Origin of the sequence: Scandinavium sp., from assembly GCF_051650185.1 — a bacterium.
Taxonomy (GTDB): domain Bacteria; phylum Pseudomonadota; class Gammaproteobacteria; order Enterobacterales; family Enterobacteriaceae; genus Scandinavium.
In genome coordinates this window covers 1-13,463 of record NZ_JBOFIN010000139.1, presented here as the reverse complement: position 1 = coordinate 13,463, position 13,463 = coordinate 1, and the positions used below count along the sequence as shown (strand labels likewise).

At 54.7% G+C, this 13,463-nt stretch carries 13 protein-coding genes; 6 read left to right on the top strand and 7 right to left on the bottom strand.

Translation table 11 applies throughout. The features are described 5' to 3' along the window. Nucleotides 1-371 precede the first annotated feature (371 nt). Complete coding sequence (msrB, locus tag ACRCWW_RS19080; RefSeq protein ID WP_438683791.1) at nt 372-785, top strand: peptide-methionine (R)-S-oxide reductase MsrB; 414 nt, start codon at nt 372-374, stop codon at nt 783-785. 42 nt (nt 786-827) lie between these two features. Further along, nucleotides 828-1,106, top strand: coding sequence for a YeaC family protein (locus ACRCWW_RS19075; protein ID WP_438683790.1), 279 nt, complete (start codon nt 828-830; stop codon nt 1,104-1,106). Nucleotides 1,107-1,205: 99 nt separating this feature from the next. Here the strand turns inward: ACRCWW_RS19075 and ACRCWW_RS19070 are convergent, their stop codons facing one another. Next, nucleotides 1,206-2,459 carry a glycoside hydrolase family 18 protein gene (locus ACRCWW_RS19070; RefSeq protein WP_438683789.1) on the bottom strand — a complete coding sequence of 418 codons (1,254 nt, stop codon included), beginning with the start codon at nt 2,457-2,459 and terminating at the stop codon, nt 1,206-1,208. A 176-nt stretch (nt 2,460-2,635) separates the two neighbouring features. Beyond that, nucleotides 2,636-3,244 carry a helix-turn-helix domain-containing protein gene (locus ACRCWW_RS19065; RefSeq protein WP_438683788.1) on the bottom strand — a complete coding sequence of 203 codons (609 nt, stop codon included), beginning with the start codon at nt 3,242-3,244 and terminating at the stop codon, nt 2,636-2,638. Between the two features lie 313 nt (nt 3,245-3,557). Between ACRCWW_RS19065 and ACRCWW_RS19060 the strand changes: the two genes are divergently transcribed. Beyond that, entirely contained in the window at nt 3,558-4,808 is a 1,251-nt protein-coding gene (locus ACRCWW_RS19060; protein ID WP_438683787.1) for a porin, read from the top strand. 96 nt (nt 4,809-4,904) lie between these two features. On the opposite strand, the gene pncA is transcribed toward ACRCWW_RS19060, so the two are convergent. The 3 genes from pncA to sppA are packed head-to-tail and all read right to left on the bottom strand — an operon-like array spanning nt 4,905 to nt 8,480. Beyond that, entirely contained in the window at nt 4,905-5,546 is a 642-nt protein-coding gene (pncA, locus tag ACRCWW_RS19055; RefSeq protein WP_438683786.1) for a bifunctional nicotinamidase/pyrazinamidase, read from the bottom strand. Between the two features lie 9 nt (nt 5,547-5,555). After that, nucleotides 5,556-6,572 carry an asparaginase gene (gene ansA / locus ACRCWW_RS19050; protein WP_438683785.1) on the bottom strand — a complete coding sequence of 339 codons (1,017 nt, stop codon included), beginning with the start codon at nt 6,570-6,572 and terminating at the stop codon, nt 5,556-5,558. Nucleotides 6,573-6,626: 54 nt separating this feature from the next. Further along, nucleotides 6,627-8,480, bottom strand: a complete 1,854-nt coding sequence (gene sppA, locus ACRCWW_RS19045; RefSeq protein ID WP_438683784.1) for a signal peptide peptidase SppA — start codon at nt 8,478-8,480, stop codon at nt 6,627-6,629. Between the two features lie 164 nt (nt 8,481-8,644). Here sppA and ACRCWW_RS19040 point away from each other — a divergent pair, with 164 nt between their 5' ends. Next, the gene (locus ACRCWW_RS19040; RefSeq protein ID WP_438683783.1) at nt 8,645-9,196 is read left to right on the top strand and encodes an NAD(P)H nitroreductase; all 552 of its coding nucleotides are present in this window, start codon (nt 8,645-8,647) and stop codon (nt 9,194-9,196) included. A 95-nt stretch (nt 9,197-9,291) separates the two neighbouring features. Here the strand turns inward: ACRCWW_RS19040 and phoC are convergent, their stop codons facing one another. Then, nucleotides 9,292-10,038: an acid phosphatase PhoC gene (phoC, locus tag ACRCWW_RS19035; RefSeq protein ID WP_438683782.1), complete on the bottom strand. Its 747-nt coding sequence runs from the start codon at nt 10,036-10,038 to the stop codon at nt 9,292-9,294. 260 nt (nt 10,039-10,298) lie between these two features. Between phoC and selD the strand changes: the two genes are divergently transcribed. After that, nucleotides 10,299-11,342 (top strand): selenide, water dikinase SelD, encoded by a 1,044-nt coding sequence (selD, locus tag ACRCWW_RS19030; RefSeq protein WP_438683781.1) that lies wholly within the window; start codon nt 10,299-10,301, stop codon nt 11,340-11,342. Between the two features lie 4 nt (nt 11,343-11,346). Further along, entirely contained in the window at nt 11,347-13,281 is a 1,935-nt protein-coding gene (locus ACRCWW_RS19025; RefSeq protein ID WP_438683780.1) for a DNA topoisomerase III, read from the top strand. A 100-nt stretch (nt 13,282-13,381) separates the two neighbouring features. On the opposite strand, the gene ACRCWW_RS19020 is transcribed toward ACRCWW_RS19025, so the two are convergent. Next, nucleotides 13,382-13,463 (bottom strand): hypothetical protein (locus ACRCWW_RS19020; protein WP_259293634.1); only part of this gene is annotated, 82 nt, incomplete at its 5' end.

The window sequence follows — 13,463 nt, the reverse complement described above, 5'->3', positions numbered from 1 at the left end:
CCAAAACCGTTGATACCTACTTTGATAGTCATATATTCCACCAGCTATTTGTTAGTGAATAAAAGGTTGCCTGTAAAATTACAAAAACCTTACGCAGCGTCAAGCGGAATCGTGTCAATCATTGCGACAAATCAATCCTATGCTTAGCCTTTGCACGATTGACTGCCTCACTCATCCTTTGGGCCGAATTCCATATGAGGGCTGCGCCCGGAATTTTAAAGGCCAGAAGAGATAAAAATGTGATTTTGATCACGATTATCGGGCTGTCCTTTCGCAACGACTAAGTTTAGAACAAAAGTTCGCACTTCATTGTTAATGTTTTGTTAGAATCGGGGCCGTAAGCCCGTTTTTATCCCGCGAGAAGTGAGCAAATGGCGAATAAACCCACTCCCGAAGAGCTCGAAAGCAGCTTAAGTGAAATGCAGTTTTACGTGACCCAGAAGCACGGTACCGAGCCGCCTTTTACCGGGCGTCTGCTGCACAATAAGCGTGACGGTATCTACCATTGCCTGGTTTGCGATGCGCCGCTGTTCACCGCCGAGAGCAAGTATGACTCAGGCTGTGGCTGGCCGAGTTTTTATGAGCCCGTTAGCGACACGGCAATTCGTTATCTGAATGACTACGCCCACGGTATGCAGCGCACGGAAATCCGCTGCGGAAACTGTGACGCGCATCTAGGTCACGTGTTCCCGGACGGCCCGCAGCCGACAGGGGAGCGCTATTGTGTGAATTCAGCTTCATTGAGTTTCACCGATGAGCAAAACGGTGACAAAACCAAAGGCTGAAGAAACGATTCAGCAAATTATTCCTGAGGAGCACCGCAGATCGTGGAAATCGAGCAAATTATCGACGGCATGACCGAGGAAGTTTATCAGCGTCTGGCGACGGCTGTAGAGCTGGGAAAATGGCCTGATGGCGTCGCGTTAACGCCGGAGCAAAAAGAGAACAGCCTGCAACTGGTGATGCTGTGGCAGGCACGCCACAACACGGACGCCCAGCACATGACTATCGACACCAAAGGTCAGATGGTGATGAAGAGTAAGCAGCAGCTCAAAGAGGATTTCGGCATTGCGCCGAAGCCGATTGCGACGCTGAAAATGCAGTGAGCATTTTGCCCAGCGGCGCTAGCGCTTACAGGGCCTACACAGGGCTTTGAGCCAGGCAGGCCCGGTAAGGCGTAGCCGCCACCGGGCAAAAAAGTGTTATCAGTGTTTGATACCCAGCGACGTCGCCAGCTGCTTCGCTAACTGGTTATTGTCATCCGCGCCATACTCCCAGAACATCGCGCCACCAAGTCCTTTTTCCTTGATGTACTGTGCCTTCAGGTCCACAGAACGTGGGTTCTCATACGACAGGGCAAACAAATCTTTCCCCTCCGCTGATTTCACCGACAGCCACGGTACCTTAGCCTGATCGTCCCAGTGTGCGGTAAAGCGTTTTTGCGGATCGTTAATCAGCTTGCCGACGATGTCGTTGTACTTCACGTAGGTGTCCTTGCTGAGATCAAACCCAAGTGAACGGAACAGGTCGGTTTCCTGTTTGCTGAAGTACGGCTGAGTCGCCGGGTTTTTCGCTGCATCTGGCTTGCTCCAGTCAATGCCGGGCTCAGTGGCGCGTTTTGGCACGCGGCCATAGAAACCTATCCCGAGATTCATTTGTTCCGGTTTCAGCCCGGCGGCAAGGTAGTTATTCACCACAAAATCAGCGCTGTATTTATCCGCTTCGGCCACGGTTGGCCAATGGCTGGAGTCATACAGGTTTGAGTTGAAGTACTGGGTGCCGTACGCCATGTCGTAGGTCATCAGGTTGATATAATTCAGGTAAGGCGCGATGGCCTTCACATCGACCCAGCTTTTCGGGCTTTCAGCATTGGCGCCTACGGCGATAGTTACCATTTTATGTTTTGGCAAAGCCGCGCGCAGCTCTCTGAGCAGGGCGGTGAAGTTGTCTTTGTCTTCAGGCTGCTTATCCACCAGCCCCCACGCGCCGTTGACCGGATATTCCCAGTCAAGATCGATGCCATCCAGGCCATAGGTGTTCACCACCTCTTCAACAGAACGGATAAAGACGGCACGACTTTCTTTGCTGCCCGCCGCGCCAGAGAAGCCACGAGCGCCCCAGCCGCCAACGGAAAGCAGCACTTTGAGGTCTGGGTTCTGCTTACGTAATTCAGGGATCTTGTGCAGATCGGCGATGACCTTCGGCGACAGCCAGATCTGGTGCAATTTGCTGGCGTCTTTCAGGGCTTCATTGGTTTCACCCGCTTCGCTGTTGTAGATCAGGCCGAAGGAGTAGTTGAGGTGGGTTATCTGGCGGACATCGAGCTTATCGATATCACCACCAGGCCCGGCGGTGACGTCGCCACCGCCGTTAAAATAGCCGACCGACATCAGGTCAGCGGCGAAAACCGACGAGGTGCAGATCAGGGGCAGGGCTGCCAGAACAGGCAATACTTTCATAAATCATCCTCTTTGACTGATAAAAAAGACCGACACGCCACACAAGGGCGTGGCGAAAAAACAGCCTGAGAAGAGTAGCATTACCGTTTCGTTAAAACTGCGAAGGCGCTTCAGGTTTTGCGGCTCAAAAGTCCTTCGGCAGATACTTAATATCAATAAGTTTTCCCCAGCGGGTACTAATATACTGACGCTTTCTCCAGCGTATATAAGATTCTCAGAACGCTGCTCTTGGAGATACGGGTTCTTTCCGTGATAAAGCGTTGGGCGTTGATTGTTCTTCTGGTCTCTGCCGGGATCGCCATTAACAAAATTAAGTGATACCTGATGATTCGATAATGATTCAACGAACCGTTAATCAGCGCGTCGCGTCGAGTGGCATATAATGAAAACCAGGCAACCAGACGGCTAATATTAACCCAGAGTTCGGAGTGCTCGCCAAATTGTTTTAAATGCCGTGACTGGACCCGGAATCCTTTACACTGTGTCTCCGGATAGATCTGATATATTTTTTCATCAAGCACTGCATCAACCAGGCCATAAATAGCCATTCGGCTTTCGGATGCCTGGCTGGTGAATAGCGGGAAACGATCGGTCCGGCGGAAGATGGTATAAACACCTTCACGAATAAAATAGATATAGTCAATGCTGTCATTCGGCATTTTTCGTTCGTTTAATACGAAAGGTTCATGCCACGGAGAGAGGAGATGGTAAATCTGTTCAATCGTGGGCACCGGGCGAAGGGGTTCACTGTCGGAAGCGAGGAACTCGCCAATTCGGACCGCCATAGGGCTGGTCTCCCTGTTTTTTTTCTACTATGAGCTAATTCAATAATAGTATTCCTTAGTATAAATAATGTGAATTGTTCTCAGCTTATTTTCCCGGGCGGATCACATTTTTCAACCGAAATGGTTTTATTCTCTACTTATTTGTCATTGCCGTTTTCAGCGCCTTTACCAGAAATTAACAACTTTGCTTAGCTGACAAAAGTTATTTATTGGTGCGGAATTATCCCGTTGCTATCTTAATGCGGAATTCAAAACTTAAGCGCGCTGCCTTTATCATAAAACGATATCATTTATGTCTAATAAGGAAATAGCAATGGCAAAAACGTTAACGCTGACGGCAGTTGCCGCAGGCATTATGCTGGCCTTTTCTGCTGTCGCAGCAGAGAATAAGCCTCTTCAGGCTGCCCCTGCCTATACGGCGGAGCAAACAAAAGGCGTTGTGATCTGGAATGATGAAAATACGTCAGTAGGTTTATTAGGATCGGTTCGTCTGTATGCGAAAACAGATTCAAAAAATACGCAAAGCCATAATATTCAGAATAACGATACCCGTTTTGGGGTAGCGATCCGTCACAATCTTGATGCTTACGGCAACTATGCCGCCGGCTATTTTGAAACCGGAATGCACGGTTTCGATTCTGCGACCAGCGACCAGGGCAACGATCTCTATACCCGCCAGGCTTACGTCGGGGTGGGGAACAGCGATATGGGCGTGGTGACCTTCGGTAAACAGTACGCCCCGACCGACTGGGGGCTGGGAATCGATACCACCTACGCCTGGGGCGGTAAATCAAAACATGATAAATCAGGGATGTCGACGGACATCGTCAACTCCTCCGCCGTCTATTACTACAACGACAACAATCTTACCTTTGGGGTGATGGGACAGGGCAACGACACTGTGGACGGCATTGAGTTTGCCAACTATGGCGACGGTGGCCCGAATCTGCAGGACGCCTATCGTGATGGCGCGGCGACCGTTCACGGTGGCGCAGTGGCTGCTCTCCAGTACCGCTGGGATAACGGCTTCTCCGTTTCCGGCGCATTGGGCTGGAACAACTACAGCGTCGATGGCGGCAACAGCAGCGTCTGTACCGCCGTGTCGGCTAACACCTGCATTCCGATGACTATCTCGACGGGCCCAGCCTATGACGGCCAGACCTACTCGTCCGGCCTGAACCTGAAATACACCACGGATATTGGCGGGATGGCGTGGTACAACGGCGCTCAGGTGACGTATTACGTCAACGAGGTTGACGATGTGCTTGCGGCTTCCGGCAGCAGCCATACCGACGACAGTGAATCGGTGATGGGGCTGGAGTACAACTCCCAGCTGAAATTAACGCCAGAGTGGAGCATTTACGCCGACTTCAGCTGGCTGCAGGGCGGCGGGGCGATGGACGGGCAGTATTTCCAGTCAACGGTGCTGGGGACTGACTACTGGATTGGCTCTCACGCAGTGACCTACATCGAGTACAGCTATCAGAAGAGCTGGGGCCACGTAGATGAATCCTTCAACATCGACGACCACCTCGCTGCGGTTGGCCTGCGCGTCTACCTGTAAGGCAAAAGTATTACCTTCCTTGGGCTTACCAGTGCACTTTTCTTTCCGCTTAGCCACCTTCGGGTGGCTTTTTTTATCACCGCAGAGCGGCTGAATTCAGGCCTGAGTTTCCTGCCAGTCGGCAAAGGTATACAGCGTGGCGCCTTCTGCGGCCATTTCCATAAACGCTTCGACGCTGTCCTGTGGATGGATATTCACCCCGCGACAGCCATCGGTAATAACGTTGACTTCATAACCCAGCTTCAGCGCATCAAGAACAGTGAACTTCACGCAGTAATCCGTTGCCAGCCCCATCACAATCAGTTCAGTGACTTTTTGCGCACGTAGCCACTCATCAAGGCCGGTTTTCTGGCGATGGCCGTTGTCGTAAAAAGCGCTGTAGCTGTCGATGTTTGCCGCTTCGCCTTTCGGAAAAACAATATCGATGTGCTGGCTGTTGAGCAGCGGGTGCAGTTCAGCGCCTTCGCTGTTCTGCACGCAGTGATCGGGCCAGAAGGTTTGCGGCAAGCCATCCAGCTCACCCTGAGAATAGGGATCAACGCCATGTTGACTGGCGAAACTGCCGTGATTAGCGGGGTGCCAGTCCTGGCTTGCGACAATGGAGTCACCGCGAACCAGACACCAGTGGATCATCGCATTGGCAATCTCCACCGTGCTGTCGCCTTCCGGCACGGCCAGTGCGCCTCCGGCACAAAAGTCATTCTGGAGATCAACCAGTAACAGCGCTCTTGCGTTCATCGCCTCTCCTTACTCGTCGGGCGTCAGTTCACCACGCAGATTCTGCCGCATTGCGGTGCGAACCGCGTCAGCATTCAGGCCCTGCGTTAACAGATAGTGTAGCTTGGTCAGGGTCGCTTCTACGGTCATATCGAAGCCGCTGACCACGCCTGCCTGGGCGAGGGCATTGCCGGTGGCGTAACCACCCATGTTCACTTTCCCGGACATGCACTGCGTCAAATTGACGACCACAATGCCGCGCTGGCTGGCTTCCGCCAGCTCTTTGATGAACTCACCGCTTTGCGGAGCATTGCCCACACCATAGGAGCGCAGAATCAGGGCTTTCACCGGCTGGCGCAGGAAGTTGCGCACCACGTCGGCGGAGATCCCCGGATAAATGGTCACCACGCCAATGGGCTGCGGGGTAATAGGATGCACAATCAGATCGCCAGTGCCGTGCGGTGCAGGCGGTGTGCCGAGACGACGGATGTGAATCCCGGCTTCCAGCAGCGGTTGCAGGTTTGGCGAGGCGAATGCATCAAAACCATCGGCATGAGCTTTGGTGGTGCGGTTGCCGCGATACAGCCGGTTATTGAAGAACAGCGTGACTTCGTTAATCGGGTAGTTTGCTGCCACATACAGCGCGTTCAGCAAATTGATTTGCCCGTCAGAACGTAGCTCCGCCAGCGGAATTTGTGAACCCGTCACAATGACGGGTTTACCGAGATTCTCCAGCATAAACGACAGCGCAGAGGCGGTGAACGCCATAGTGTCCGTGCCGTGCAGGATCACGAAACCGTCGTAATCATCGTAATGCGCCTGAATATCGTCGGCGATATGCTGCCAGTCTTCCGGCGTCATATCCGAGGAGTCCATCAGGGGCTGGTATTCGTGAATGGTAAAGTCAGGCATTTCCGGGCGGTGGAATTCCGGCATCAGCGCCAGCTGGCGTTGCAGGTGACCTGAAACCGGGATGTACCCGTGTTCAGAACGTTGCATACCGATAGTCCCGCCGGTGTAGGCTACGTAAATCGATTTCTTTTGCATGATGAGTGACTGAATTTTAACTAAAAAAATCCCCTCCGGTGGAGGGGATGCGAATTAGCGTATGTTAGCGCAGGTCAGGCAGAACGCATAACGGTTCTGTGGATCGTTGAAGGCGGCAAGCTTATCGCCTTCCTCCTTGACTACGCTTGCGGCGGTGACCAGCGGGGCGGGCAGATAAGCCTGCAGCGCCTGTGGCAATGCTGCGCGGACAGAGCCGCTCAGGCTATCGATAACCATATTGAAGAACGTTGGCTCTTCCTGATAGTAGTCGATATGCCACTCTTTCAGTTTCGCCAGCTCCGCGGCTTTCGCGACGGCATCGTCGAAATCACCGAGGCTATCCACCAGGCCGTTGGCTTTGGCATCCTGACCGGTCCAGACGTGGCCCTGAGCGATTTTATCCACCTGTTCTGGCGTGCTGTGACGAGACTGCGCCACCAGAGTGATAAAGCGCTTATAGCCGTTCTCGATGCTGAGCTGCATCATGTCCTGCACTTCCTGCGGCAGCGCTTTGGTCATCGAGATATCCGCCAGTGGGGACGTCGACACGCCATCGGTGTGCACACCAATGGAATCCAGGCTGTTTTCAACGGTGTTAATCACGCCGAAGATACCGATGGAGCCGGTCAGGGTGCTGGCATTCGCCACGATGTAATCTGCCGGAGTGGAGATCCAGTAGCCACCGGAGGCCGCCATCCCGCCCATGGAGACGACAACAGGTTTGCCTGCCGCACGTGCAGCCGCCAGCTCAGAGCGAATCACTTCCGAGGCGCTCACGCTGCCGCCAGGGCTGTTGACGCGCAGCACAATGGCTTTCACTTTCGGATCCAGACGGGCATCGCGAATTTGCGAGGCGGTGGTATCGCCACCTACGTTCCCCGGGGTTTCCTGACCGTCAATAATGGCACCGTTGGCGAAAATGACCGCCACGCTTGCGCCAGTATCAGCCGGGGTTTTCAGGTTGTAGTCGTAATAGCTGACTGCCCGATAGTTGTTATCCGCTTTGCTCCAGCCAAACTGCTTGGTCAGCGCTTTTTCAACGTCGGTGTTTGACGCCAGCTGATCGACCAGTTTGCTGTCCAGCGCATATTTCGCGGTGTCGCCATCGACTTTACGTAAACCGTCCAGCACGCCTTGCGCGCCAGGGAAAATCTGTTCAGCCGTGGTCTGGCGGTTTGCCGCAATGGTATTCAGATAGTTTTGCCACAGCTCGCCAATCCAGCGGCTGTCTGCCTCGCGTGCGGCCGGGGACATATCGTCACGGATAAACGGCTCAACGGCAGATTTGTACGTCCCGACGCGGAACACATGGGTGGTCACTTTCAGCTTATCGAGCAGTGATTTGTAGTACAGCCCGTTGGTCGCAAAGCCGTGAAGATCGACCGTGCCCTGCGGCGACAGATAGATTTTGTTGGCGAAGCTGGCGAGATAATACTGAGCCTGGGTGTAGTCATCGCCCACGGCATACACCGGTTTGCCGCTGTCGCGGAATTCGCGCAGCGCTTTACCGATATACTGCATGGAAGGCTGATCGCCCCCGGCAAAGTTTTTCAAATCCAGGACGATACCGGTGATATTGCGATCGTCTTTGGCCTGGCGAATCGTCTGAACGATATCAAACAGGGAGTTTTCCTGCAGGCGGTCGGAGCTGGCACCCAGTAACTGGCGACTGATGGCGCTGATTTTACTGCTGGTTGACGGTTTATCGACCACCACGCCGGTGAGATCCATCAGCAACGCGCCGCGGCCCGTGCTCTCAGCTGTACTGCTGCTCACCTGCATCCAGATGCCAACGCACACCAGCACCAGCAGAATAAAGAACAGGTTCAGCACCAGTTCGCGAATAAAGTTCAACAGACGCCATGTCCATTTAAAGAATCCGGCAATGATTCGCCAAAGGGTTCGCATGTTTTCTCCCTGCCTGAATGAATAGAGGTCCGCCCGCGAAGGCGCGACGTGTGGCTATCCTAAAGACACCGCCGCCGGTTGTCAGCAGGAATCGGCGCCCGCGCTGTAACAAAATCTGCTTCCATGTTAATTTTGTGAAAATCCCTGTAACCCGGAGATAAGTAATGGATGCACTTGACCTGCTCGTCAACCGCCGCAGCGCTTCACGCCTGGCCGAGCCCGCCCCACAGGGCGAACAGCTGGAGAATATTCTCCGTGCCGGACTGCGAGCCCCCGATCATGGCACGCTCACACCCTGGCAGTTTTTTGTGATTGAAGGCGAAGGGCGCGAGCGTTTCAGCCAGCTTCTTGAGAAGGGCGCAGTTGCCGCTGAACAGGATGAAAAAGCTATCGAGAAAGCCCGCAACGCGCCGTTTCGCGCACCGCTGATCATCGCCGTGGTGGCGAAATGTCAGGAGCACCCCAAGGTGCCGATGTGGGAACAAGAGATGTCTGCCGGTTGCGCCGTGATGGCAATGCAAATGGCGGCCGTGGCGCAAGGTTTTAACGGGATCTGGCGCAGCGGCGCATTAACTGAAAGCCCCGTTGTCCGCGATGGTTTGCAGTGCCGTGAGCAAGATAAGATCGTCGGTTTCCTCTATCTGGGCACGCCGCAGCTGAAAGCGTCCTCCAGTATTTCCGTGCCGGACACCACGCCGTTTGTCGTGCGTTTCTGATTTTTAGTCAGAAATAAAAGCCAGGAGCAATCTTCTCTCCCTCTCCCCGCGGGAGAGGGCCGGGGAGAGGGGGACGCTCCCGGCCCTGATAAGGCTTATTTCTGAGCTTTCGCAAACTCGTCTTTGGCTTTCTGCAATTGCTGCTGGAACGCCGGATTGGTGTGCAGCGTGGCAACCACCGCTGACCCTACGATACGCGCCGCATCCACATCACTTTGCCAGTGGTAACCACAGATAACACGGCTTTGGCCCAGATCGAATCCGCGTTTCAGGATCTCGTTCTGACGAGTCGGGTTTATCTCTGCCAGCACTAACGCGGTCGCCCAGCCAATCGACGTATGGCCTGACGGATAAGAGCCGTTTTTCGCCAGTTCATCCTGCTCTTTGGTATTGCAGGTTGGCACGCCATAGAACGCAAACGGGCGAATGCGCATATATTTTTGCTTCGCCGAACGGGTGGCAAGGTCGCCCGCATCTTCGATCATATTGGTCAGCAGTTTATGCAGCTCAGGGCTGTCCTTCGCAGTTATTGGTGAACCAAACGCCGCAGAGAACGCATTCGCCACGCCGCCACTGCTCAGGTTCGCATCTTCCGCTGCCTGCTTACCTCGCTCGGTATTACGCTGCAGGCGGCCTTGTTCGTACATGGCCTGATCGTTCAGGAACGCGATGCTGCCCACTTCCGGTGGCGGAGGCAGAAGGGCAAGGCTGTCGATAGCCTGGGCGTTTTTCAGGTAATAGAGGTCAGGTTTGGTGGTGGCATCATTGCCAGACGGCACCAGCGCAAAGGCATTCACAGAGAACAAACTGGCGACGCAAAACGCCAAAAGACTTTTTTTCATCGAGGTTTCCTTTCGTTATCGAATCGTCCCAAACAGGCTGTAACATTTCTGTCATAAACAGTAGAAAGAAAAACGGCGCAGAAAAAATTGCGGTACCTCGCAAAATTGCAGATACATAAGAATGGTGAATGTATTAAAGCGGCGCACGATGCGAGGGATTGCGCGGATAGTGAGCAACAGCGCGCGATTTCAGACTGTCACACTTATCACCCACGCAAATGGGCGCTAACATAGCGGGATTGCAATGACAGGAGATGTCCATGAGCGAGCAAGCCATTCGTTTGACGCAATACAGCCACGGAGCCGGTTGCGGTTGTAAAATTTCCCCCAAAGTGCTGGAAACCATCCTTCTGAGCTCCCAGGCGAAGTTTGTCGACCCGAACCTGCTTGTCGGCAACGAAACCCGCGACGATGCGGCGGTGTATGACTTAGGTAACGGGACGTCGGTTATCAGCACCACCGATTTCTTCATGCCTGTCGTCGACAATCCGTTCGATTTTGGCCGCATCGCTGCCACCAACGCCATCAGCGACATTTTTGCCATGGGCGGGAAGCCGATCATGGCGATCGCCATTCTGGGCTGGCCAGTCAACACCCTTGCGCCAGAAATCGCCCGTGAAGTCATTGAGGGCGGGCGCTTTGCCTGTCAGCAGGCGGGTATTGCTCTGGCCGGTGGGCACTCCATCGATGCGCCTGAACCTATCTTTGGCCTGGCGGTGACGGGCATTGTGCCAACGGAACGCGTGAAGAAAAACAGCACGGCGCAGGCCGGATGTAAGCTGTTTCTGACGAAGCCACTCGGCATCGGCGTGCTGACCACCGCAGAGAAAAAATCGCTGCTCAAACCTGAACATCAGGGGCTGGCGACGGAAGTGATGTGCCAGATGAATATCGCTGGCGCCGCTTTCGCCAACATCGACGGTATTAAAGCGATGACCGATGTCACCGGGTTTGGTCTGCTCGGGCATCTCAGTGAAATGTGTCAGGGCGCAGGCGTGCAGGCGCAAATTCGTTTTGCCGATGTGCCAAAACTGCCGGGTGTTGAAGAGTACATCGCTCAGGGCGCGGTGCCGGGCGGCACTTCACGTAACTTCGCGAGCTACGGCCACCTGATGGGCGAAATGCCGGAAGCGTGGCGTAATCTGCTGTGCGACCCGCAAACGTCCGGTGGTTTGCTGCTGGCCGTCACGCCGGAAGCAGAAACAGAGATGAAAGCGACAGCCGCCGAGTATGGCATCACCCTGACGGCTATCGGCGAGCTGGTGGCCGCGCGCGGTGGACGTCCGATGATCGAGATCCGCTAACCCCATGCGTTTGTTTATCGCGGAAAAACCGAGTCTGGCTCGTGCCATTGCCGATGTGCTGCCTAAACCGCACCGCAGAGGCGATGGCTATATCGAATGTGGTAACGGCCAGGTGGTCACCTGGTGTATCGGCCATTTACTGGAACAGGCGCAGCCGGATGTTTACGACAGCCGTTACGCGCGCTGGAACCTGATGGATTTGCCGATCGTCCCGGAAAAATGGCGGCTGCAACCGCGGCCGTCAGTGACCAAACAGTTGAACGCGATCAAGCATTTGCTCGGAAAAGCCACTGAAGTTATCCACGCAGGTGACCCGGACAGAGAAGGGCAGCTGCTGGTGGACGAAGTGCTGGATTATCTGGAGCTGCCCGCCGAAAAGCGCCAGCAGGTGCAGCGCTGCCTGATTAACGATCTCAACCCGCAGGCGGTAGAGCGTGCAATCTCACGTCTTCGTGCGAACAGCGAGTTCATCCCGCTGTGCGTATCTGCGCTGGCTCGCGCCCGGGCTGACTGGTTGTACGGCATCAACATGACGCGCGCTTACACCCTGCTTGGCCGCAACGCAGGCTATCAGGGCGTGTTGTCCGTGGGCCGCGTACAGACCCCGGTGTTGGGCCTGGTGGTGCGTCGCGACGAAGAGATCGAAAATTTCGTCGCAAAGGACTTCTTTGATGTTAAAGCGCATATCGTCACGCCAGCCGATGAGCGCTTCACCGCCACCTGGCAGCCAAGTGAGGCGTGCGAACCGTATCAGGATGAAGAAGGGCGTCTGTTGCATCGTCCGCTGGCCGATCACGTGGTCGCCCGCATTGCCGGGCAGCCTGCGATGGTCACCGGCTATAACGATAAACGGGAATCAGAACCGGCTCCGCTGCCGTTTTCGCTGTCAGCTTTGCAGATTGAAGCGGCGAAACGCTTTGGTTTCAGCGCGCAGAACGTGCTGGATATCTGTCAGAAGCTGTACGAAACCCACAAACTGATCACCTATCCGCGTTCCGACAGCCGCTATCTGCCGGATGAGCACTTTGCCGGGCGCCAGGCGGTGCTCAATGCCATCGGCATTCATGCGCCGGATTTGCTGCCGCAGCCAGTGGTTGACCCGGAAATTCGCAACCGCTGCTGGGACGATAAAAAGGTCGATGCTCACCATGCGATTATCCCAACCGCACGTAGCTCTTCGGTGCGTCTGACCGATAACGAAGCGAAAGTGTACGAGCTGGTCGCCCGCCAGTATCTGATGCAGTTCTGCCCGGACGCGGTGTTCCGCAAATGTCAGATTGATCTTGATATCGCCAACGGCAAGTTTGTCGCCAAAGCGCGTTTCCTTGCGGAAGCGGGCTGGCGCACGCTGCTGGGTAACAAAGAACGCGATGAAGAAAACGATGGCACGCCGTTACCCGTCGTGGCGAAAGGCGATGAACTGCTTTGTGAAAAGGGTGAAGTGATAGAGCGCCAGACACAGCCTCCGCGTCATTTCACCGATGCAACGCTGCTGTCGGCCATGACCGGGATCGCGCGTTTCGTTCAGGACAAAGATCTGAAGAAGATCCTGCGAGCGACTGATGGACTCGGCACCGAAGCCACGCGCGCGGGGATTATTGAGCTGCTGTTTAAGCGCGGTTTCCTGACCAAGAAAGGACGCTACATTCACTCGTCGGAAGCCGGACGGGCGCTGATCCATTCGCTGCCGGAAATGGCCGGTCGCCCGGATATGACCGCGCACTGGGAATCCGTGTTAACGCAAATCAGCGAAAAGCAGTGTCGCTATCAGGACTTCATGCAGCCGCTGGTCGGCACGCTGTACGATTTGATTCAGCAGGCCCGCAGCACGCCGGTGAAGCAGTTCCGGGGCTTAATCGCGCCAGGCGGCGAGCAGCCGAAGAAGAAGAGTTTCAGCAAAGCGAAAAAGAAAAAGCCGGCAGAACCTGAGGCGAGGTAAAAGCAAAACGGCAACTTTCGGGTTGCCGTTTTTAGTGTTTGCTCCGGCTTTGTTGAATAAATCAGATTTCGGGTAAGTCTCCCCGAAGCAGGTTGTGTTTTCAGGCAATACGCACGCTTTCTGGCATACCTGCTTTCGTCATTTTGTTCAGCGCTCGCACCATGGCCATTGCCTCCGCAACC

Coding starts and splice junctions, on each gene's coding strand:
- sppA (WP_438683784.1), bottom strand. CDS start 8,480: ATGCGAACCCTTTGGCGAATCATTGCCGGATTCTTTAAATGGACATGG.
- pncA (WP_438683786.1), bottom strand. CDS start 5,546: ATGAACGCAAGAGCGCTGTTACTGGTTGATCTCCAGAATGACTTTTGT.
- phoC (WP_438683782.1), bottom strand. CDS start 10,038: ATGAAAAAAAGTCTTTTGGCGTTTTGCGTCGCCAGTTTGTTCTCTGTG.
- msrB (WP_438683791.1), top strand. CDS start 372: ATGGCGAATAAACCCACTCCCGAAGAGCTCGAAAGCAGCTTAAGTGAA.
- ACRCWW_RS19025 (WP_438683780.1), top strand. CDS start 11,347: ATGCGTTTGTTTATCGCGGAAAAACCGAGTCTGGCTCGTGCCATTGCC.
- ACRCWW_RS19060 (WP_438683787.1), top strand. CDS start 3,558: ATGGCAAAAACGTTAACGCTGACGGCAGTTGCCGCAGGCATTATGCTG.
- ACRCWW_RS19040 (WP_438683783.1), top strand. CDS start 8,645: ATGGATGCACTTGACCTGCTCGTCAACCGCCGCAGCGCTTCACGCCTG.
- ansA (WP_438683785.1), bottom strand. CDS start 6,572: ATGCAAAAGAAATCGATTTACGTAGCCTACACCGGCGGGACTATCGGT.
- selD (WP_438683781.1), top strand. CDS start 10,299: ATGAGCGAGCAAGCCATTCGTTTGACGCAATACAGCCACGGAGCCGGT.
- ACRCWW_RS19065 (WP_438683788.1), bottom strand. CDS start 3,244: ATGGCGGTCCGAATTGGCGAGTTCCTCGCTTCCGACAGTGAACCCCTT.
- ACRCWW_RS19070 (WP_438683789.1), bottom strand. CDS start 2,459: ATGAAAGTATTGCCTGTTCTGGCAGCCCTGCCCCTGATCTGCACCTCG.